Annotated in this window: 17 protein-coding genes and 2 pseudogenes; 5 read left to right on the top strand and 14 right to left on the bottom strand. The window is 68.7% G+C overall.

Annotation, left to right across the window (positions count from 1 at the left end):
* The first annotated feature begins 124 nt into the window (after positions 1–124).
* Positions 125–1,492 carry a ribosome biogenesis GTPase Der gene (der, locus tag Q5H91_RS14135; protein ID WP_305174075.1) on the top strand — a complete coding sequence of 456 codons (1,368 nt, stop codon included), beginning with the start codon at positions 125–127 and terminating at the stop codon, positions 1,490–1,492.
* A 113-nt stretch (positions 1,493–1,605) separates the two neighbouring features.
* Positions 1,606–2,025 carry an Hpt domain-containing protein gene (locus Q5H91_RS14130; RefSeq protein ID WP_305174097.1) on the top strand — a complete coding sequence of 140 codons (420 nt, stop codon included), beginning with the start codon at positions 1,606–1,608 and terminating at the stop codon, positions 2,023–2,025.
* On the opposite strand, the gene Q5H91_RS14125 is transcribed toward Q5H91_RS14130, so the two are convergent.
* From Q5H91_RS14125 to purL, 4 genes and pseudogenes are all read right to left on the bottom strand, one after another.
* Complete coding sequence (locus Q5H91_RS14125; protein WP_305174074.1) at positions 2,019–3,260, bottom strand: DUF418 domain-containing protein; 1,242 nt, start codon at positions 3,258–3,260, stop codon at positions 2,019–2,021. The genes Q5H91_RS14130 and Q5H91_RS14125 overlap by 7 nt on opposite strands.
* A gap of 76 nt (positions 3,261–3,336) precedes the next feature.
* A pseudogene (locus tag Q5H91_RS16605) lies at positions 3,337–3,450 on the bottom strand (PEPxxWA-CTERM sorting domain-containing protein); the annotation flags it as partial.
* 450 nt (positions 3,451–3,900) lie between these two features.
* Positions 3,901–4,386 (bottom strand): annotated as a pseudogene (locus tag Q5H91_RS16600) (trypsin-like serine protease); the annotation flags it as partial.
* 287 nt (positions 4,387–4,673) lie between these two features.
* Positions 4,674–6,902, bottom strand: coding sequence for a phosphoribosylformylglycinamidine synthase subunit PurL (purL, locus tag Q5H91_RS14115; RefSeq protein WP_305174072.1), 2,229 nt, complete (start codon positions 6,900–6,902; stop codon positions 4,674–4,676).
* Between the two features lie 336 nt (positions 6,903–7,238).
* Between purL and Q5H91_RS14110 the strand changes: the two genes are divergently transcribed.
* A complete protein-coding gene (locus Q5H91_RS14110) occupies positions 7,239–7,949 on the top strand; it encodes a choice-of-anchor K domain-containing protein (protein ID WP_305174071.1) in 711 nt (236 codons plus the stop codon).
* A gap of 291 nt (positions 7,950–8,240) precedes the next feature.
* Here Q5H91_RS14110 and ahpF read toward each other — a convergent pair whose 3' ends face one another.
* The 3 genes from ahpF to map form a co-directional block, all read right to left on the bottom strand.
* Complete coding sequence (gene ahpF / locus Q5H91_RS14105; protein WP_305174070.1) at positions 8,241–9,821, bottom strand: alkyl hydroperoxide reductase subunit F; 1,581 nt, start codon at positions 9,819–9,821, stop codon at positions 8,241–8,243.
* A 150-nt stretch (positions 9,822–9,971) separates the two neighbouring features.
* Complete coding sequence (gene ahpC / locus Q5H91_RS14100) at positions 9,972–10,535, bottom strand: alkyl hydroperoxide reductase subunit C (RefSeq protein WP_305174069.1); 564 nt, start codon at positions 10,533–10,535, stop codon at positions 9,972–9,974.
* Positions 10,536–10,702: 167 nt separating this feature from the next.
* Entirely contained in the window at positions 10,703–11,530 is an 828-nt protein-coding gene (gene map, locus Q5H91_RS14095) for a type I methionyl aminopeptidase (protein ID WP_305174068.1), read from the bottom strand.
* Between the two features lie 65 nt (positions 11,531–11,595).
* Between map and Q5H91_RS14090 the strand changes: the two genes are divergently transcribed.
* The gene (locus tag Q5H91_RS14090; RefSeq protein WP_305174067.1) at positions 11,596–12,357 is read left to right on the top strand and encodes a competence/damage-inducible protein A; all 762 of its coding nucleotides are present in this window, start codon (positions 11,596–11,598) and stop codon (positions 12,355–12,357) included.
* 75 nt (positions 12,358–12,432) lie between these two features.
* On the opposite strand, the gene mnhG is transcribed toward Q5H91_RS14090, so the two are convergent.
* The 7 genes from mnhG to Q5H91_RS14055 all read right to left on the bottom strand — a co-directional run bounded on the left by mnhG (position 12,433) and on the right by Q5H91_RS14055 (position 19,014).
* Positions 12,433–12,780 (bottom strand): monovalent cation/H(+) antiporter subunit G, encoded by a 348-nt coding sequence (gene mnhG, locus Q5H91_RS14085; protein WP_305174066.1) that lies wholly within the window; start codon positions 12,778–12,780, stop codon positions 12,433–12,435.
* Positions 12,777–13,064, bottom strand: a complete 288-nt coding sequence (locus Q5H91_RS14080; RefSeq protein WP_305174065.1) for an MrpF/PhaF family protein — start codon at positions 13,062–13,064, stop codon at positions 12,777–12,779. The genes mnhG and Q5H91_RS14080 overlap by 4 nt, the downstream gene beginning before the upstream one ends.
* Positions 13,061–13,387 (bottom strand): Na+/H+ antiporter subunit E, encoded by a 327-nt coding sequence (locus Q5H91_RS14075; protein WP_305174064.1) that lies wholly within the window; start codon positions 13,385–13,387, stop codon positions 13,061–13,063. The genes Q5H91_RS14080 and Q5H91_RS14075 overlap by 4 nt, the downstream gene beginning before the upstream one ends.
* Positions 13,384–14,742 carry a proton-conducting transporter transmembrane domain-containing protein gene (locus Q5H91_RS14070; RefSeq protein ID WP_305174063.1) on the bottom strand — a complete coding sequence of 453 codons (1,359 nt, stop codon included), beginning with the start codon at positions 14,740–14,742 and terminating at the stop codon, positions 13,384–13,386. Before Q5H91_RS14070 ends, Q5H91_RS14075 begins: the two co-directional genes overlap by 4 nt.
* Positions 14,743–14,833: 91 nt before the next feature.
* On the bottom strand, positions 14,834–15,214 hold the full coding sequence (locus Q5H91_RS14065; RefSeq protein ID WP_305174062.1) for a sodium:proton antiporter: 381 nt from the start codon (positions 15,212–15,214) through the stop codon (positions 14,834–14,836).
* Complete coding sequence (gene mbhE / locus Q5H91_RS14060; protein WP_305174061.1) at positions 15,211–17,937, bottom strand: hydrogen gas-evolving membrane-bound hydrogenase subunit E; 2,727 nt, start codon at positions 17,935–17,937, stop codon at positions 15,211–15,213. The genes Q5H91_RS14065 and mbhE overlap by 4 nt, the downstream gene beginning before the upstream one ends.
* Positions 17,938–18,003: 66 nt before the next feature.
* Positions 18,004–19,014 (bottom strand): PAS domain-containing protein, encoded by a 1,011-nt coding sequence (locus Q5H91_RS14055; protein ID WP_305174060.1) that lies wholly within the window; start codon positions 19,012–19,014, stop codon positions 18,004–18,006.
* Between the two features lie 302 nt (positions 19,015–19,316).
* Here Q5H91_RS14055 and Q5H91_RS14050 point away from each other — a divergent pair, with 302 nt between their 5' ends.
* Entirely contained in the window at positions 19,317–19,655 is a 339-nt protein-coding gene (locus tag Q5H91_RS14050; RefSeq protein WP_305174059.1) for a DUF2934 domain-containing protein, read from the top strand.
* Positions 19,656–19,657 lie beyond the last annotated feature (2 nt).

The raw sequence follows: 19,657 nt of genomic DNA, 5'->3' as shown, positions 1-19,657 counted from the left end.
GACGAAAAATGGGCTACCGCGCTGCATGTCGATCGGCCTTAGCGGGATCCCGGTCCAAGGCCGGGATGACAGGGGGGAAATATGGCCGGGTGACGGCGGCGGCGGGGTCCGGTAGAGGCCGGCCATGCCCAAGCTCCCCGTGGTCGCGATCGTCGGCCGGCCGAATGTCGGCAAATCGACCCTGTTCAACCGTCTCGTCGGCAAGAAGCTGGCGCTGGTCGACGACCGCCCCGGCGTGACGCGCGACCGGCGGGAGGGCGATGCGCACCTGATCGGTCTCGATTTCCGCGTGATCGACACCGCCGGCTACGAGGATCACGACGCCCAGACCCTGCCGGGCCGGATGCGCCTGCAGACCGAGGCGGCGATCGCGCAGGCGGATGTCGCGCTGTTCCTGTTCGACGCGCGCGCCGGCATCGTGCCGCTGGACGAGGAGATCGCCCGCTGGCTGCGCCAGTCCTCCACCCCCGTCGTCCTCGCCGCCAACAAGACGGAGGGGAAGAGTGGCGAGCAGGGCATCCTCGAATCGCTCGCGCTCGGCTTCGGCGATCCCGTCCAGCTGTCGGCCGAGCATGGCGAGGGCATGGGCGACCTGTTCGAGGCGCTGCTGCCCTATTTGGAGGGCCGCGCCGAGGAGGACGAGGAGGACGACGACCGCCCCGATGCGCCGCTGAAGCTGGCGATCGTCGGACGGCCGAACGCCGGCAAGTCGACGCTCATCAACCGGATGCTGGGCGAGGATCGCCTGATTACCGGGCCGGAGGCGGGGATCACCCGCGATTCGATCGCGGTCGACTGGGTCTGGACCGATCTGGGCGGCGGCACCCATCCGGTGCGGCTGATCGACACGGCGGGCATGCGCAAGCGCGCCAAGGTGCAGGACAAGCTGGAGAAATTGTCGGTCGCCGACGCGCTCCACGCGGTCGACTTCGCCGAGGTGGTGGTGTTGCTGCTCGACGCAACGCTGGGGCTGGAGGCGCAGGACCTGCGCATCGCCGACCGGGTGCTGCAGGAAGGCCGCGCGCTGGTCATCGCCCTGAACAAATGGGACATCGCCGAGAATGCCTCGTCGCTGTTCAACGGCGTGAAGAAGGCGCTGGAGGATGGCCTCAGCCAGGTAAAGGGCGTCACCGTCATCACCGTGTCGGCGGCGACCGGCAAGGGCATCGACCAGCTGATGGGTGCGGCGTTCGAGGTGCGCGACGCCTGGTCGAAGCGCGTCGGCACCGGCGAGCTGAACCGCTGGTTCGAGCGAGCGATCGAGGCCAACCCGCCGCCCGCACCCGGCGGCAAGCGGGTAAAGATGCGTTACGTCACCCAGGTGAAGACGCGGCCGCCGAGTTTCGTGATCTTCGGCACGCGGGTCGACCAGCTGCCGGCGAGCTATGAACGCTATCTGGTCAATTCGATGCGCAAGGAGCTGGGCTTCGGCGCGGTGCCGGTGCGGGTGACGATGCGCGCCCCTAAGAATCCGTTCGACACGCGCGACTGATCGGCGGCATCGATTTTGTCGGACAGGCAACGGCCTGTTTACCTCCGCCGGATAGGACGCACTCTGCATTGAGAGTTACCCGGAGTTGCGCCGTGTCGTTCGAGGGAAGCACATTGGTGGATTGGACGGCGTACAACGCCGCCCGTGCCGAACTGGGCAGCGGCTTCGTCCGCATCCTGGGCTATTTCCGCGAAGACGGAGTGAAGTCGGTCGCGGCGATCGAGGCGGCGATGCGCGCCGGGCAGGCGGCAGCGCTGGTCATCCCCGCCCACACGCTGAAGGGCGAGGCGCGGCAGTTCGGGGCGGAGCCGCTGGCGATGCTGGCCGAGACGATCGAGGTGATCGCGCGCGACTGCGTCGAGCGACAGGACACGCCCGAGCAGGCGCTGGAAGACGTGACCAAGCTGCGCCCCCTGTTCGAGGAGACGCTGGCGCTGCTGGAGCGCGAGGCGAGCCCGCTGGTCACCACGCGCCGGCCGGTCGCGCCGGGGGTCGGCGGCTTCGGGCGCCGCGCGGTGCCCTCCGGTCAGTGAAGGCGACGTAGCGGCTGCCACGCGGCGCGCGACAGGCTGCGCCACAGCCACTCGAATGGACCATAGCGGAAGCGGGCGAGCCACGGCGCGCTCCACGCCAGCATGACCGCCCAGGCGAGCGGCGCCAGAAGGTAGAGCGCGGCGCGGCTCCACATCGCATATTGCCCCAGGCCCCAGCCGAAGACGCAGGTCATCATGATGCTGGTGCCGAGATAGTTGGTGAAGGCGACCCGGCCCGCCGCGGCGATGCGCGCGGTGAGCGCACCGCCCGGTCGCAGCAGCAGGATGACGAGCGCGGCGTAACCGATCGTGCCGATCACCCGCAGCGGCTGCGAGACGACCATCGATCCCGCATAGACCCAGGGCAGCGCGAAGCCGTGGCGGATCGTCTCCACCCCCAGCCAGGCATAGCCGCCGAGCGACAGCGCGAGGCAGGCGATCGCCCAGCGACGATAGCGCGCGCGCGGCCAGCCGCCGGTCAGGAAGCCGGTGCGGTACGCAGCCATGCCGATCAGCATCGTGCCGAGCGTCTGCGGACCGATGAGCCACAATGCCTCCAGCGGCCCCATCGCGTGATGCCAGCGCCATGCTACCCTCGCCAGATAGCCGGCGCGATGGGCGGCGATCTCCTGCGCCAGATCGGCGGCGGGAGGGATGCCGAACGCGACCGCGAAGCTGTTCCACGTCGCCACCGCCTGCGGCGTGTCGCGCGCGGCGCTGGCGACCAGCATTTCCAGCCCCGCGCCCATCTCGACCATGCCGAGGAGCGACAGGGCGATGCCGATCAGGACCAGCGGACGGGGCGACAGGCGGGTCAGGGGATAGGCGATCACACCGCACAGCGCATAGTGCGCCAGGATATCACCCCACCAGATCAGGTAGAGGTGGATCAGGCCGATGACGAACAGCACCGCCATCCGCGCCATGTGGGTCGCCGCCGGCCGGTCGCCCTGCGCGCGGGCGCGATCAATCACCAGTAGCATCGACGCGCCGAACAGCAGCGAGAAGAGGCCGCGCATCCTGCCCTCGACGAGAACGAGGTTCGCCAGCCACAGCGCGATATCGGCGGGCGCGGTGCCGCCGGCCGCCATCGGCGAGAAATAGGCCGCCTCGGGCAGGGCGAAGGCGGGCAGGTTCGCGGCCAAAATGCCCATCACCGCGACGCCGCGGATCACGTCGAGCGACACCAGCCGGTCGCGCCCGGCGCCGCCGGGATCGGGAGAGGAGACGGTCATGCCCGCGTTACTGTCACGCCATTGTGGCGACCGGGCGGCACGGCTTCCGAAAGCCGGCCGCCCGGTGGCGCGTCGCTCAGGCGGCGATCGCCCGTGACGCGGCGCGGCGGCGACGCAGGCTATAGCCCATCATGCCGAAGCCGCTCAGCATCATCGCCCAGGTCGAGGGCTCCGGCACCGCCATCACGCTGGAGATCCAGCTTGAATGGATCGCGGTCGAGACAAAGCCGCCATATTCGCCGAAGCTGCTGTTATAGCTGCGGTCGATATCGCCGTAATCGTAATAGGTCAGCCCGAACGAGGTGACGGTCGCAATCTTGCCGTTGATGAAGCCGGGCCCGCCCGAATCGCCCGGAGCGATGCTCGCCTCCGACGCGCCGCGGCCCAGGTCGCAGAATTTGTAGCTCTGCAGGCCGATCGCGCCGGTAATCAGGCAGGCGGCGTCGTTGGCGCGACGGCCATTGTCGAAATCGGCGAGATAGACGTTGGAATAGTTGGCAGCGGGCTTGTCCGGATCGTCCAGCGCGCCGTCGAACGCGCCGTCCAGCTCGGGATCGCCGAGGCGGAACTCGTAACGATTGTCGCCCTGGCGGCGGCGGCCGACGCCCGCATCCACGCCCAGATCGCCGCCCACTGTCGAGCGGCGGCCATAGCCAGCGACGTTGAAGTCCTGCAGCGTCAGGTCACCGCCATCGTACAGATCGTAACTGGTGGCGAACAGCGGCGCCGCCTCTGACAGGCGGACGATCGCGATGTCGTTCTGGTCGATGACCTGCCCGGTATAGGCGGCATTGACGAAATAGTCGCTGACGGTGACCGCCGTTCCCGCCGAGTCGAGGTGCGGAACCACGTCGGGATCGGAGCCGCCGTAGAAATAGGCGGTGGTCGAGATCGGGTTGGCGGTGCCCGCGCCGTCGCTGACGCAGTGGCCGGCGGTCAGGACCGAGCGGCGATCGGCGAGCAGCGAGCCCGAGCAGATGAAGCTGCCGGCGGCGCCGCGGTCCATGATGAGCGACACGACGCCGCTATACTTGGGTGCGGTCGCGAAATACCGGGGGTCGCCGCCAAAGGCGACCGAGGCGGTGGAGGTGGTGCCGACGATGGTGTTCGATGCCTCGAACTTCATCCCGTTAGCCATGGTACCGGTGAGGACGGCGGCCTGGCAGGGTGCGGCAGAGGCCATCAGAAGCGCGGCTAATACGCCGTGAACAGGGCGGATTGTCATAGCTGGTCCCCTTTCCACCCGGTCGGACCCTGATGCCGGGTCCTGGCTGCTCCCCGGTGGCGTGACGAAGCTATCATCAACGAAATCATGGTAAACGCACGCAAGGTAGAATTCTTTAGCACTTGCGGCAGGTCGGCGGGTCCGGGTGCCGCCGTCCCCGCGCAACGGGCGGGAACGGCGGCACCGGATCAGACAGCGATTTCCGATCCCATCAGCCGGGGAAAGAAGCCCTCATGCGCGGTTCGCAGCGCGTCGAGGGCGATCACGTCGTCGCGATCGGGCCGCTCGAAGATCAGGCGCCTGCCCCCGGTGCGGCCCTGCGGCTCCACCTCGACCCCGGCGGCATGGGCGGCGCCCAGGAAGTCGAGCAGCGCGTGGTCGTGGACGGTGACGATGTAGACGCCCTGATCCTCGGCGAAGAAGCTGCGCGCGCAGTCATAAGGTTGCTTGCGGTCGATCATCGCGCCGACGTCGCCGGCGAGTGCCATCTCGGCGATCGCCACCGCGACGCCGCCGTCGGACACGTCGTGGCAGGCGGTGACCTGACCGCTGCGGATCGCGCTGCGAACGAAGTCGCCGGTGCGGCGCTCGGCGGCGAGGTCGACGGGCGGGGGCGGGCCTTCCTCGCGGCCGTGGCACTCGCGCAGCCACAGCGACTGGCCGAGATGGCCGCCGCGGGTGCCGACCGCCAGGATGATGTCGCCGGTGCCCTTGAAGGCGATCGTCACGTTCTTCTGCCAGTCGGGCAGGAGGCCGATCGCGCCGATCGCCGGGGTCGGCAGGATCGCCGAGCCGCCGCCGGTCGCCTTGCTCTCGTTATAGAGCGATACGTTGCCCGACACGATCGGGAAGTCGAGCGTGCGGCACGCGTCCGACATGCCCTCCAGGCAGCCGACGATCTGGCCCATGATCTCGGGCCGTTGCGGGTTGGCGAAGTTCAGGCAGTTGGTGACGGCGAGCGGGTCGGCGCCGACCGCGGTCAGGTTGCGCCACGCCTCCGCTACCGCCTGGCGGCCGCCCTCGACCGGATCGGCGAAGCAGTAGCGGGGCGTGCAGTCGGTGGTGATCGCCAGCGCCTTGGTCGTCCCGTGGACGCGGACCACTGCCGCGTCGCCGCCGGGGCGCTGGACGGTGTCGGCGCCGACCATGTGGTCGTACTGCTCCCAGATCCAGCGGCGCGAGGCGATGTCGGGCGAGCCCATCAGCTTCAGCAGGTCACCGGCGATGTCGCTGCTATAGGGGCGATCCGCCAGCTCGGCCGGCTTCGGCGTCGGGACGTGCGGCCGGTCGTAGAGCGGTGCCTCGTCGGCGAGGGGGCCGAGCGGGATGTCGCAGACCGTCTCGCCCTTCCACGTCAGAACCATGCGGCCGGTATCGGTGACGCGGCCGATGACAGCGAAGTCGAGTTCCCACTTGCGGAAGATCGCCTCCGCCTCGGCCTCGCGGCCGGGCTTCAGCACCATCAGCATCCGCTCCTGCGATTCGGACAGCATCATCTCATAGGGGGTCATGCCCTCCTCGCGTTGGGGGACGTCGTCCATCACCAGCTCGATGCCGACGCCGCCCTTCGATGCCATCTCGACACTGGAGGAGGTCAGGCCGGCGGCGCCCATGTCCTGAATGGCGACGATCACGTCGGTCGCCATCAGCTCCAGGCACGCCTCGATCAGCAGCTTCTCGGTAAAGGGGTCGCCGACCTGCACGGTCGGGCGCTTGGCATCGGCATCCTCGCCGAAATCGGCCGAGGCCATGGTCGCGCCGTGGATACCGTCGCGGCCGGTCTTCGACCCGACATAGACGATCGGATTGCCGATGCCGGACGCGGCCGAATAGAAGATCCTGTCGGTGTCGGCGATGCCCACAGTCATCGCGTTGACCAGGATGTTGCCGTCATAGGCGGGATGGAAGTTCACCTCGCCCCCCACCGTCGGCACGCCGACGCAATTGCCATATCCGCCGATCCCGGAGACGACGCCGCTGATGAGGTGGCGCATCTTAGGATGGTCGGGCCGGCCGAAGCGCAACGCGTTCATGTTGGCGATCGGCCGCGCCCCCATCGTGAACACATCGCGCAGGATGCCGCCGACCCCGGTCGCCGCCCCCTGATAGGGCTCGATGTAGCTGGGGTGGTTGTGCGACTCCATCTTGAAGATCGCCGCCTGACCGTCGCCGATATCGACCACGCCGGCATTCTCGCCAGGGCCGCAGATCACCTGCGGGCCGGTGGTCGGCAGCTTCTTCAGGTGGATGCGGCTGGATTTGTAGCTGCAATGCTCGGACCACATGACCGAGAAGATGCCGAGTTCGACCAAGTTCGGCTCCCGGCCGAGCGCGTGGAGGACGCGCTCATATTCTTCCGCGGACAGGCCGTGCTCGGCGACGATTTCGGGCGTGATCTGGGGCGCGGGCTGAGTCATGCGCGCGCCATAGCGAGGTGGGGCCGGCACGTCACCCCGAACGGTCGTCAGGCATGTGGCGGCAGCATGTCCGGAGCAAAAAGCAGTTTTCGACGATCTTATTAAGACAAATATGAGTGATGTCGCATTGTGAAACGAATTGAGCGGCGGGATGTACCTTTTCGAGGCTAGCTTAACCAAACAAGCCCTTCAATAATCACGTAGTACTGGTGCGCGCATCGATTTGGATGACTGAAAATAGCCGTGTCATTTCTCCCGTTCATCTTCGCGAAAGTTTTGGCATTAGACGTCCAGGGATCAACACCCGGTAATCATTCCGCTAAAGGGTTGGGGAAAATGAAGAAGATCTTTTCAATCGCAGTTCTGGCCGCTTCCGTTGCGGCTTCGCCGGCTCTCGCCGCAAACAACGTCACCGGCACCACGACGGCGACCTTCGTCGATGCCAAGCCGACGACGGGCACGTCGACCGGCACCGGCACCAACCACCTCACCTGGGGCGTTGCTGCCGACGGCGGCAAGGTCAACGAGATGACCTTCGCGGCCAACACGCCGTTCTCGGCGACGGTCGGTCAGCAGTTCAAGATCGGCTCGATCTCCTACTACAACGGCACGATCAACAACGGCACCGAGCTGACCAGCATCGGCCTGAACCTGGCGTTCAACTTCTCGGACCCCGCGATCGGCGCCTTCACCAAGAGCTTCATCCTGGGCCTGAACAGCACGCCGAACACCGGCACCGCTGACGAGAACGCCGACTACATCACCTTCCCGTCGCTGCAGACCGCGGACACCTTCACCGTCAACGGCCAGGCCTATACCTTCAAGCTGCTCGGCCTGACCAACGTCGTGGGTGACGGCTTCCTGAACTCGGGCGCCAACGAGTTCCACGTCCGTGAGGGCGGCAACGCCTCGGCCGACGTGTTCGGCGTCCTGAACGTCGCCGCGGTGCCGGAGCCCGCCACCTGGGCGATGATGCTCGTCGGCTTCGGCATGGTCGGCGCCAGCGCCCGCTATCGCCGCCGCAGCACCAAGGCGGTCATCGCCTGATCTGCTTCTTCGGATAGACATGAAGGGTTGTCGGAGCGATCCGGCAGCCCTTTGTCGTTGCGGCGAAGCTGATGCGACCGACGCGGTCATGCCGCGACAACGGCGCGTCTTGCCGGCACCCGGCCGCACCGGCCAGACGATCGTCTGGCGGTCACGCGACGGCGGGTTCGATCCGGCCCGCTCGCATGCTTGCACATCCGATCCTGGGTCTCGGTGCGGACGTCGCCCACGGGTGAGATGATGGCGGCAGGCAGATGCGAGGCGCGCGCTCCTCGCATCGTGGCCGACACATCACGCCGCCGCCGACTCCACTTCGGCGGGCAGGCGGATCAGATAGTCGAACGCCGACAGCGACGCCTTCGAGCCCTCGCCCATCGCGATCACGATCTGCTTGAACGGCACGGTCGTCACGTCGCCGGCGGCGAAGATGCCGGCGGCGCTGGTTTCGCCGCGCGCATCGACCTCGATCTCGCCGTGAAGGGTCAGGGCGATGCTGTCCTTCAGCCACTCGGTGTTGGGGACGAGGCCGATCTGGACGAACACCCCCTCCAGCGGGATCTCGTGCGCGGCACCGGTGGTGCGGTCCTTGTAGTGGAGCGCGGTGACGCGGGTGCCGTCGCCGACCACCTCGGTGGTCAGCGCCGAGGTGACGACGGTGACGTTGGGCAGGCTGGCGAGCTTGCGCTGGAGCACCGCGTCGGCCTTCAGGTCGGCGGCATACTCGATCAGCGTGACGTGCGCGACCAGGCCGGCGAGGTCGATCGCCGCCTCGACACCCGAATTGCCGCCGCCGATCACCGCGACGCGCTTGCCGCGGAACAGCGGGCCGTCGCAGTGCGGGCAATAGGTCACGCCCTTGTTCCGGTACGCGTCCTCGCCGGGCACGTTCATGCTGCGCCAGCGCGCGCCGGTCGACAGGATCACCGTGCGCGCCTTCAGCGTCGCACCGCCGGCGAGGCGCACCTCGTGCAGCCCGCCGGGGCTGCGCGCGGGCACCAGCTTCTCGGCGCGCTGGAGGTTCATCATGTCGACGCCGTACTGGTCGACATGCGCCTCCAGCTGCTGGGCGAGCTTCGGCCCCTCGGTGTGCTGGACAGAGATGAAGTTCTCGATCGCCATGGTGTCGAGCACCTGCCCGCCGAACCGCTCTGCGACGAGGCCGGTGCGGATGCCCTTGCGCGCGGCATAGATCGCCGCCGACGCGCCGGCCGGGCCGCCGCCGACGACGAGGACGTCGAACGGATCCTTCGCCGCGATCGCCGCGGCGGTGCGGGCGCCGGCGCCGGTGTCGAGTTTGGCCAGGATCTGCTCCACCTCCATGCGCCCCTGCGCGAACGGCTCGCCGTTCAGGAAGATGGCCGGGACCGACAGGATGTTGCGGGCGGCGACCTCGTCCTGGAACAGCCCGCCCTCGATCGCGGTGTGGCGGATGCGCGGGTTGACGACGCTCATCACGTTCAGCGCCTGCACCACGTCGGGGCAGTTCTGGCAGGTGAGCGAGAAATAGGTCTCGAATTCATAGTCACCGTCGAGGGCAGCGATCTGCTCGATCATCTCGGGTGCCAGCCTGGGCGGATGGCCGCCGACCTGGAGCAGGGCGAGGATCAGCGAGGTGAATTCATGGCCCAGCGGAATGCCGGCGAAGCGCACCGCGACGTCGGTGCCGATGCGGCGGATCAGGAAGGAGGGGCGGCGCGCGTCGTCGTCACCGTGCACGATCGTGACCTTGTCCGACAGCGCGGCGATGTCCGACAGCAGCTGCATCATCTCGCGCGACTTCGACGAATCGTCGGCGGCGGCGGCCAGTTCGATCGGCGTGCGGATGTTGGCGAGGTAGGTCTTCAGCTGGGTCTTGAGATTGACGTCAAGCACGGTGCGGGCTCCTTGAGACAATCCTCCCCCATAGGGGGAGGGGGACCGCCGCGAAGCGGTGGTGGAGGGGTGTCGCGCTATCGAGAGGGTGACACCCCTCCGTCAGGCCTGCGGCCTGCCACCTCCCCTTGTAGGGGAGGAGCTAGGTCGTCAGATCTTGCCGACGAGGTCGAGCGACGGGGCCAGCGTGGTCTCGCCCTCTTCCCACTTGGCGGGGCAGACCTCGCCCGGATGGGCGGCGATGTACTGGGCCGCCTTGATCTTGCGCAGCAGCTCCATCGCGTTGCGGCCGACGCCCTCGCTGGTGATCTCCATCAGCTGGATCACGCCGTCCGGATCGACGACGAAGGTGCCGCGGTCGGCCAGGCCCTGACCCTCGCGCATCACGCCGAAATTGTTGGTCACGACGCCGGCGGGGTCACCGAGCATGGTGTAGGCGATCTTGCCGATCGCGGGCGAGCTGTCGTGCCAAGCCTTGTGGCTGAAATGCGTGTCGGTCGACACCGAGTAGACCTCGACACCCATCTTCTGGAAGGTGGCGTAGTTGTCGGCCAGGTCCTCCAGCTCGGTCGGGCAGACGAAGGTGAAGTCGGCCGGGTAGAAGAAGAACACCGCCCATTTGCCGAGCACGTCGGCCTCGGACACGGTGATGAACTTGCCAGCCTTATAGGCCTGGGCGGTGAACGGCTTCAGCGTGGTGCCGATGATCGACATGAGGGGAACTCCCGTTTGTGCAGTGCGAAACGGGAGCCCTGTAGGGTGCTGCGGTGCAGCAATAAAGGCGATTATTCCGATGCGACCGATCGGGTGAGGCGATTAGAGTGGGGGTGGACCTGTACCAATCCGTCATCCCCGCCTTCGCGGCAATGACCGACCCAGGATCAGGCGTAGGGCGGCTGGTGATGGCCCGCCGGGCTAAGCGTGAAGATCTCGCAGCCCGTCTCGGTGATGCCGATCGAATGCTCGAACTGCGCCGAGAGCGAGCGGTCGCGGGTCACCGCCGTCCAGCCATCGTCGAGCAGCTTCACGTCGGGGCGGCCGATGTTCACCATCGGCTCGATCGTGAAGATCATGCCCGGCTTCAGCTCCGGCCCGGTGCCGGGGCGGCCGACATGGACGACCTCAGGCGCGTCGTGGAACAGGCGGCCGAGGCCGTGGCCGCAGAAGTCGCGGACCACGCCGTAGCGGTGGCGCTCGGCATGGATCTGGATGGCGTGGGCCACGTCGCCCATGCGGTTGCCGGGCTTCGCCTGTTCGATGCCGAGCATCAGGCACTCGTAGGTCACCTCGACCAGCCGGCGTGCCTTCAGCGGCACGTCGCCGATAAGGTACATGCGGCTGGAATCGCCGTGCCAGCCATCGACGATCGGGGTAACGTCGACATTGACGATGTCGCCCGATTTCAGCGTCTTCTCCGACGGAATGCCGTGGCAGACGACGTGATTGATCGAGATGCAGGTCGAGTGGGTGTAGCCGCGATAGCCGAGCGTCGCCGGCACGCCGCCGTTCGCCGTCACGAAATCGTAGATCAGCCGGTCCAGCTCCGCCGTGGTCACGCCGGGCACCATGTGCGGCACCAGCATGTCGAGCGTCTCGGCGGCGAGGCGCCCGGCCTTGTGCATGCCCGCAAAGGCGGCGGGGCCGTGGAGCTTGATCGCGCCGGTGCGCGCGAGGGGGGCATCGGAGGTCACGGTCACGTAATCGGTCATCACCGTCATATAGCGTGGCGGCGGCGATTTGGCGAGGCTATGGCACGGACATGACAGAGGCCGGCATGACACGGGACGAACGCATCTGGACCGCGGCGCTGGTGGTGATCGGCGACGAGATCCTGTCGGGGCGGACGCAGGACCGGAACGTCGCGCAGATCGCCGCCTGGCTGAACGTGCAGGGCATCCGCCTGGCCGAGGTGCGTGTGGTCGGTGACCGCGAGGACGCGATCGTCGAGGCGGTGAACCAGCTTCGCGCCCGTAACGATTACCTGTTCACCACCGGCGGGATCGGGCCGACCCACGACGACATTACCGTTGATGCGATTGCGGCGGCGCTGGGGGTCGAGGTGGTGCATCACCCGCAGGCGATGGCGGTGCTGGAGGCGTATTACGCGACGCGCGGCGGGCTGACCGAGGCGCGAGCGCGGATGGCACGGGTGCCGGCGGGGGCCGGGCTGATCGAGAACCGCGTGTCGGGCGCGCCCGGCATCCGCATCGGCAACGTCTTCATCATGGCTGGCGTGCCGCACATCACCGCCGGGATGCTCGACGCGCTGACGGGCACGCTCCCAGGCGGGCGCCCGGTGGTGTCGAAGTCGATCGGCTGCTGGGTCGCCGAGAGTGAGGTTGCCGACCTGCTGCGGACGACAGAGAAGGCGCATCCTGGGGTGGCGATCGGCAGCTACCCCTTCTTTCGTGAAGGGCGGACCGGCGCGAACTTCGTCGCGCGCAGCCCTAACGAGGCGGTGGTCGACGCGTGCCTGGCGGAGCTGACCGCCGCACTGGTAGCGGATGGTCGCGCGGTGACGGCGGGCGGGATCTAGCACCGTCACCACCTCTTGTGTCCCGGCAAAGGCGGGGACCCGGTACTGGCTCCCGCGTTCGCGGGAGCGCGGGGGTTATGCGGTGGTGTCCTCTTCCTCCTTCTCCAACTCCTCCGCCAGCGGATCGTCGTCGATCCCCTCCAGCGGCGCGCCCGAGAGATAGCTGGCGCGGCCGAGCAGCTGGGCGCCGAGCGGTAGCGTCAGCAGCAGGAACAGGATCGTCAGGATGCCGGTCGAGGGCCGGGCGACATCGCCGATCGCCAGCACGCCGACCACCACCAGCGCGGTGCCGAGCGTACCGGCCTTGGTCGCGCTGTGCATCCGCTGGAGCGGATCGGACAGGCGGATCAGCCCGATCGCGGCGATCAGCAGGAAGGCGACGCCCAGTGTGATGAGGGCGACGCCGAAGATGGGGCCGATCATCGCGCCGTCCCCTCGCGCCGGCTCTTGCGCTCGAGGAACAGCGCGAAAGCGGCGGTGGCGACGAAGTTGATGAGCGACAGGCCGAGCGCGATGTCGAGAAAGGCGCTGCGCCCGGTCGCGACCGCGGTCAGCGCGGCGAATGCGACCGCGACCGCAGTCAGCATGTCGAGCGCGACGAACCGGTCGGCGAAGCTCGGCCCCTTCACCATCCGCCACCCGGCGAGCGCGAGCGCGACGCACAGTGGCACGGCCAGAACGGCGGCTGCCGTGGAGAGATCGATCATCGTTCCAGCTCCATCAGCCGCCGCTCGTAGATGCGCGCGAACCTGGCGCGCGTCGCCTCGGGATCGCGACCGTCGAGGATGTGGAGGTAGAGCCGCCGCCGGTCGGCCGAGATGTGGAGGCAGGTCGATCCCGGCGTCAGCGAGGTGCAATAGGCATAGAGCACCACCGCCCAGTCGCGCCGCAGGTGCACGGGCACGACCAGGATCGCCGGTCTTGTGTCGACCCGGCGACCCAGCACGATGCGCGCGACCAGCAGCGACGAGACAAGCAGGTCCCACAGGAACCCGCCGGCCAGCGCAAGGGCGGCGACGAGCTTCCTCATGCGCCGCCCCCCATTCGGGCGATGGCGGCGGCCGACAGGCGGGCGACGCGCAGCACCGGCTCCGGCATCAGCCCGATCGCGAGCGTCGCGGCGGAAAGCACGCCCATGCCGGCCAGCATCGCGGGCGGCACCCGGCGGACGCGGCGCCCGCGCAGCGATTTCCAGCACGCCTCCGACCACAGGATCGCGACCGAGGTGATGGTGATGAGCGCCGACAGCAACGCCGCCACCGCCAGCCACGGCGCTGCGTCCAGCCCGGCGCGCACCACCAGCAGCTTGGCCCAGAAGCCCGACAGCGGCGGGATACCGGCCAGCGACAGCATCGGCACCGCGAACAGGAAGGCGAAGAGCGGGTTCGACCGGATCATGCCGCCGGTATGCGCCAGGTTCCAGCTGCCGGTCGCGCGCCGGATCGCGCCGATGCCGAGGAACAGGTTGGCCTGCACGATCATCGAGTGGATCATGTAGAACACCGCCGCCGTCACGCCCTGTGCGGTACCGGTGGCGAGGCCGGCGGCCATGTAGCCCACTTGCGCCGCGACGTGATAGCCGAGCAGCCGGCGCATATCGGTCTGGGTCAAGGCCGACAGCGCGGCCAGCACCATCGTCGCCGCCGCGATCAGGCCGAGCGGGAGGAGCAGCGTCGTGCCGCCCCACAGCCCGGCGAGGACCACAGCCAACGCGTAGAAACCCATCTTGGTCAGCAGCCCGGCGAACACCGCCGCCGCCGTCACCGGCGCGGCGGCGTAGGAGGAGGGCAGCCACTGGTGGAAGGGGAACAGCCCCGACTTCAGCGCCAGCCCGCCGAGCAGCAGCGCGGCGGCGGCAGCGGTCGCGACGCTCGGCGGTGTCGTGCGCAGCAGGCGGCCGAGGGTAGCGAGGTCGAGGGTGCCGGTGACGCCATAGAGGAGCGCGATGCCGGCCAGGATCGCGGTCGCGCCCAGCATCGCAAAGGCGGCGTAGCGCAACGCGCCGCCGATCTGCGCCTCGCGCCGGTCGAGCGTTATCAGGCCGAGGGCGGCGACCAGGGCCAGCTCGAACCAGACATAGAGGTTGAACAGGTCGGTGGTCAGGAACGCGCCGTTCACCGCCGCGAGCATGGCGAGCGACAGCGCGTCATAGCCGCCGGCGCGGCGGCGCGCACCGATATCGGCGACGGCGTAGAGCGCGGCGGCAAAGGCGATCAGCGCCGCGACGACGACCAGCACGGCGCCCGGCAGCCGCGCGGCGAAGCCGACGCCGATGCCCGTGGGCCAGCCGCCGAAGATGGTGACCGCCAGCGGCTCGGCCGACAGCGCGCGGACGAGCAGCGCCACGGCACCCGCCAGGATCGCGGCATGGGCGGCGATCGACAACCCCGCGACCGCGCGTGGCCGATGGCGCAGCAGCGCGGCGACCGCGGCGACGAGCAGCGGCAGGACGACGGGCAGGACGAGGAGGACGGGATCAGTCAGCGTCCGGCCCTCGCAGTTCGGGATCGTCGGGCTGCTCGGGCGCGTCGGGGCGGCGCACGTCGAGCGATCCGGTCGCCCGCCAGCCGCGCATCACGATCGTCGCCAGCACGACGGTCAGGGCGAAGCCAATGACGATCGCGGTCAGGATCAGCGCCTGCGCCAGCGGGTCGGCGGCTTCGTCCAGCACCTGCTGCCCCTCGCGGATCAGCGGCGGCTGGCGGCTCGAAAAGTCGCCGGCGAGGAAAATCATCAGGTTGACGCCGGTCGACAGCAGGGCGAGGCCCAGCAGGATGCGGATCATGTTGCGCGACAGGATCATGTAGAGCGCCGCACCCATGATCGCGGCGGCGGTGAGCGCATAGAGGATGGTCACCGTGCCGCCTCCCGCTGCAACCCGAACAGGAAGGTCAGGACGGCACCCAGGACGACCGCGTAGACGCCAAGGTCGAACAGGATGGTGGTGCCGAGCTTGGGCAGGCCGCCGCCCGGTTCCCACCACAGATGCGTCAGGAACGGTGCGCCGCCGATCATCGATGGCAGGCCGCTCGCCACCGCAAGGCCCAGGCCGATCGCGACCAGCATGACCGGCGAACTGCGCAGCGCCCGCGCCGCCTCTCCGACCCCGCGCGCGAGCGACAGGACGGCAAAGGCAAGGGCGGCGACCAGCCCGCCGACGAAGCCGCCGCCCGGCTGGTCGTGCCCGCGCCACAGGATCACCACCGACGCGGCGAGCAGCAGCCAGAACAGCGGCCGGCTGGCGGCGTGGAAGCTGAAATGGACCGAACGCGCCGCGACGGGATCGGGCCGGGTGCGTGCGTGGAGCAGTGACGCGCCGAGCAGCGCCGCGACCGCGATCACGCTCGTCTCGCCCAGCGTGTCGAAGCCGCGGAAATCGACGAGGATGACGTTGACGACATTGTGCCCCTTGCCCGCGACATAGCTCATCCGGCCGAACCAGTCGGCGGCCGGGGTGGCGTTGGTCGCGCCGGCCATGTCGAGCATGACGACGAACATCACGGCGGCGAAGCTGGCGGCGATCGCCATGTGGCCGACGCGCCTGGACCGTTCGCGCGTCGTCGGCGCGTCGAGCGGCACGACGAGGAGGAGCGCGGTCAGCAGGACGACGATCAGCGCCTCGACCGTGAACTGGGTGATCGACAGGTCGGGCGCGCCGTTCAGCATGAAGGTGATCGCGACCGCGAAGCCGGTCAGCCCGACCGCGATCATCGCCGCCAGCAGGTTGCGCGCGCGCGCCGCCGCCAGCGCGCCGGCAACGCCGACCAGCGCCACCGCCGCCTCGGCCAGCCGCACCGGATCGTCGCCGGGCAGGCGGAGCGGCGCGCCCGCCTGCCACAGCGCCCAGACGACCAGCGTGACGAAGCCGGCGATGGCGGTCGCGAGATACCCGCTGAGGTCGCCATGCTCGACCCGCGCGGTAAGGCCCGCGGACAGGCGGAGCGTGGCGCGGACCGACCGCTCCCACAGCCGTTCCAGGCCGAACTGCTCGATCGGCGCGTGGCGGCGCAGGACGACGTGGAGCGGCCGCCACCAGATGACGATCGCTGCGCCGATCGCGACCACCACCGCGCTCAGCGCCAGCATCGGCGTCGGCCCGTGCCACACCGCCACGTCGACCGCGACCGGGCGGCCGAACACCGCGGCGACCGCGGGGCGGATTGCGACGCGGGTGATCCAGTCCGGCTCGAGGCTGATGACCAGCCCGGCGAGGGCGAGGAGCAGCGGCGGGGCGACCAGCGAGAAGCTCTCGCCGTGCTCGATCCGCACCTCGCTTTGCGGGGCGAGGAAGAAAGGACGGAGCGTGATGACCCCGGCGACGCCGACCATCACCGCATTGACCAGCACGGCGACTGCGAGCGGCGCGAGTTCCCAGCTGCTCTCCAGCTGCGCCTCGAACAGGAATTCCTTGCTGATGAAACCCAGGAAGGGCGGGATGCCGGCCATCGACAGGCTGGCAAGCGTGCAGGCGAGCGCGGTGAAGGGCAGGGTGCGGCGCAGGCCCCCCAGCGCGCGCAGCGTGCCGGTGCCGGTCGCGTGCAATACTGACCCGGCACAGAAGAACAGCGCCGCCTTGTAGAGCGCGTGGGCGAGCAGGAAGCCGATCATCGCGACGCTCGCCGCCGGCCCGTCCAGCCCGACCAGCAGCACCAGGATGCCGAGCGAGGCGATGGTGGAATAGGCGAGCGCCGACTTGAAGCTCTCCGCGCGCAACGCCTGGAGCGCGGCGACGAGCATGGTGATGCAAGCCACGATTATCAGCGTGTTGCGGCCCCAGGCGGTGCCGGCGATCACCGGCTCGAACCGGGCGAGGAGGTAGATGCCGAGCTTCACCATCGTCGCCGAATGGAGGTACGCACTGGCCGGGGTCGGCGCCTGCATCGCGTTGGGCAGCCAGAAGTGGAAGGGGAACTGCGCGGACTTGGTGAAGGCGGCGATCATAATGCACGCGACGATCGGTGCGCCCCAGTTGCTGGCGAGCAGCTCCGGCCCGCGCCGCACCGCCTCCGCCATCGAATAGGTGCCGAGCACCTGCCCGATCATCGCGGTGGCGGCGATCAGGGCAAGGCCGCCGCCTGCCGTCACCTGCAGCGCCATGATCGCGGCGCGACGCGAGCGCGGGCTGCGGCTGTCGAACCCGATCAGGAGGAACGACAACACGCTCGTCGCCTCCCAGAACAGGATCATCAGCAGCATGTTCTCGGCGAGCACGGTGCCGAGCATCGCGACCATGAACAGCAGGATCAGCGTCAGGAAGCGCGACCGCTCATGGCGCGGCTTGTCGGTCAGGTAACCGCCCGAATAGATCGTCACCAAGCCGCCGATGCCCGTGATGAGCAGGCAGAACAGGAACGAGAAACCGTCCAGCCGAAAGGTCAGGTCCAGCCCCAGCGACGGCGCCCAGCGCCAGCCCTCGCTGCGCACCCAGCCGCGCTCGACGATCGAGGCGAAGGCGACGAACGCGCCGAGCAGCGCGAACGGCACCACCGCGACGATCAGCCCCGCCCCCTTGCCCACGACGCGCGCGACCAGCGGAACCAGGCAGGCGGCGATCAGGGCCAGGACGAGAAGCATCAGCATTACCCCGGCTAACGCCCGATCGGGCGATTGCGAGCCATGAGAATCGTATCGGCGGCGAAATGGGTATCAGGCGGCCGTGCTGACCGGGTGCGCTCCCGCCTGATCGGGAAAGGCGAGCGTCACTTCCAGCCCGTCGGTTCGCCAGTCGATCGCGATCGATCCGCCGCGGGTATGGGCGATGCGCTGCATCAGGCGGATGCCCTGGCCGCCGCGGCGCGAGTGATGGGTGACGGCACGCAGCGACTGTTCCGCCCAGGTGATCGTCAGGAGCGCTCCGGATAGGGAGGAGCCGACCTCGACCTCGCCGCCATGACCGAAGGCGCCGTGCTTGGCGGAGTTCACCGACAGTTCGCCCAGCACCAGCGCGATCGCATCCGCAACCCCCTGGTCGACGACGGCCGCTGCCTGGTGGCCGATCACCACCGGACAGTTGGGGCTGTCGAACGGGGTCAGCAGCGCCGGGATCAGGCGCGCGATCTCGCAATCGGCCTCGTTCGACAGGAACAGCGACTGCGCCGTCGCCAGCGCACCGAGCCGGTCGGTCATGGTGCGGGCGAATCCCTCGTTGCCCGCATCGCCGCGCGCAAAGGCGGTCAGCAGGCTGCCGATCATCGTATAGGTGTTCTTCAGCCGATGCTTCACCTCGGTCGATGCGATCTCCAGCGCCTCGCGCGCGTTCTGCGCGTCGGTGACGTCGCGGGTGACGCACAGGTAGCCGCTGTGCATGCCGCTGGCGTCGGTGACGGCCGAGATGGTGACGTCCCACCAGCGTGGCACGCCTGCCCGGCTGGGGCATAAGGCGCGGAACCGGGTCGAGCAGCCATCGGCGGCGCTGGTATAGGCGGCGGCGATCGCCTGGTTGGTGACGTCGGGCCACAGGCTGGCCCAGGAGCGGCCGGCGACGTCGGCGAACGACTCGACCTCCATCATCCGCAGGCCGCTGTGATTGATGTACTGGAGCGTGCCGTCCAGGCCGATCAGCTTGACGCAGTCGATGCTCTGCTCGAGCACCGCCGCCAGCGCAGCCGGCGACAGCGCGTCGACGATCGCCCGTCCCGGCTTCGGTGCCTGCTCCACCCCACGGCCCCCCGCGGTCCGGGTGCCCCACGCACCCATGCTCCCGCTTGGATAATAGCCGATTGTCAGGCGATTAGAAAGAATTGGTTAGCAGTAAATAAGAGTAATCGCCGCAATTAGACTAAACTCGATCAATTTTGGTATCGGTTTCGGCCTGCGGCGGGCACGGGGCATGCGGTGAGGATGCACGCCGATCCGCAAAAAGCGATGCAACCGCAACCCCCACCGTCCGTTCCAACGGTGCTTGCCATGCCTGAGCGGTTCGCCAACAACCGGGTGCGCAAGAGAAGGAGGAGCCGACAATGTCCGATGACCGCCACGAAGCCGTCAGCCGCCGCGCCTATGAGCTGTGGGAGAAGGAAGGCGGGGGACATGGCCGTCACGAGGATCACTGGCATCAGGCCGCCAGCGAGTTGGGCGACGGGCAGGACGCGGCTCCCGCGCCCGACGGAACGACGCTGGACGCGGCGCCTGCCGACCAGACGCCGGTCGATGCACCGGCCGCGCCACCAGTGAAGAAGGCAGCGGCCAAGGCGGCGGGCAGCCGTACGCCGGCCGACCAGACCCCGGTCGACGGCCAGACCGCGCCGCCCGCGCGTGCCGCGGCGGCAAAGCCGCGCAAGCCCAAGACGACCAAGTAAGC

Source organism: Sphingomonas aurea, from assembly GCF_030678875.1.
Lineage (GTDB): Bacteria > Pseudomonadota > Alphaproteobacteria > Sphingomonadales > Sphingomonadaceae > Sphingomonas > Sphingomonas aurea.
The sequence above is the reverse complement of the archived record's forward strand: the minus strand, read 5'-3'. Positions and strand labels throughout refer to the sequence as shown.

Excerpts from the sequence above, each read along its gene's own strand:
- der (WP_305174075.1), top strand. The coding sequence starts at position 125 with ATGCCCAAGCTCCCCGTGGTCGCGATCGTCGGCCGGCCGAATGTCGGC.
- Q5H91_RS14125 (WP_305174074.1), bottom strand. The coding sequence starts at position 3,260 with ATGACCGTCTCCTCTCCCGATCCCGGCGGCGCCGGGCGCGACCGGCTG.
- map (WP_305174068.1), bottom strand. The coding sequence starts at position 11,530 with ATGACCGATTACGTGACCGTGACCTCCGATGCCCCCCTCGCGCGCACC.
- Q5H91_RS14075 (WP_305174064.1), bottom strand. The coding sequence starts at position 13,387 with ATGAGGAAGCTCGTCGCCGCCCTTGCGCTGGCCGGCGGGTTCCTGTGG.
- Q5H91_RS14110 (WP_305174071.1), top strand. The coding sequence starts at position 7,239 with ATGAAGAAGATCTTTTCAATCGCAGTTCTGGCCGCTTCCGTTGCGGCT.
- purL (WP_305174072.1), bottom strand. The coding sequence starts at position 6,902 with ATGACTCAGCCCGCGCCCCAGATCACGCCCGAAATCGTCGCCGAGCAC.
- Q5H91_RS14090 (WP_305174067.1), top strand. The coding sequence starts at position 11,596 with ATGACACGGGACGAACGCATCTGGACCGCGGCGCTGGTGGTGATCGGC.
- mbhE (WP_305174061.1), bottom strand. The coding sequence starts at position 17,937 with ATGCTGATGCTTCTCGTCCTGGCCCTGATCGCCGCCTGCCTGGTTCCG.
- Q5H91_RS14080 (WP_305174065.1), bottom strand. The coding sequence starts at position 13,064 with ATGATCGATCTCTCCACGGCAGCCGCCGTTCTGGCCGTGCCACTGTGC.
- mnhG (WP_305174066.1), bottom strand. The coding sequence starts at position 12,780 with ATGATCGGCCCCATCTTCGGCGTCGCCCTCATCACACTGGGCGTCGCC.
- ahpC (WP_305174069.1), bottom strand. The coding sequence starts at position 10,535 with ATGTCGATCATCGGCACCACGCTGAAGCCGTTCACCGCCCAGGCCTAT.
- Q5H91_RS14050 (WP_305174059.1), top strand. The coding sequence starts at position 19,317 with ATGTCCGATGACCGCCACGAAGCCGTCAGCCGCCGCGCCTATGAGCTG.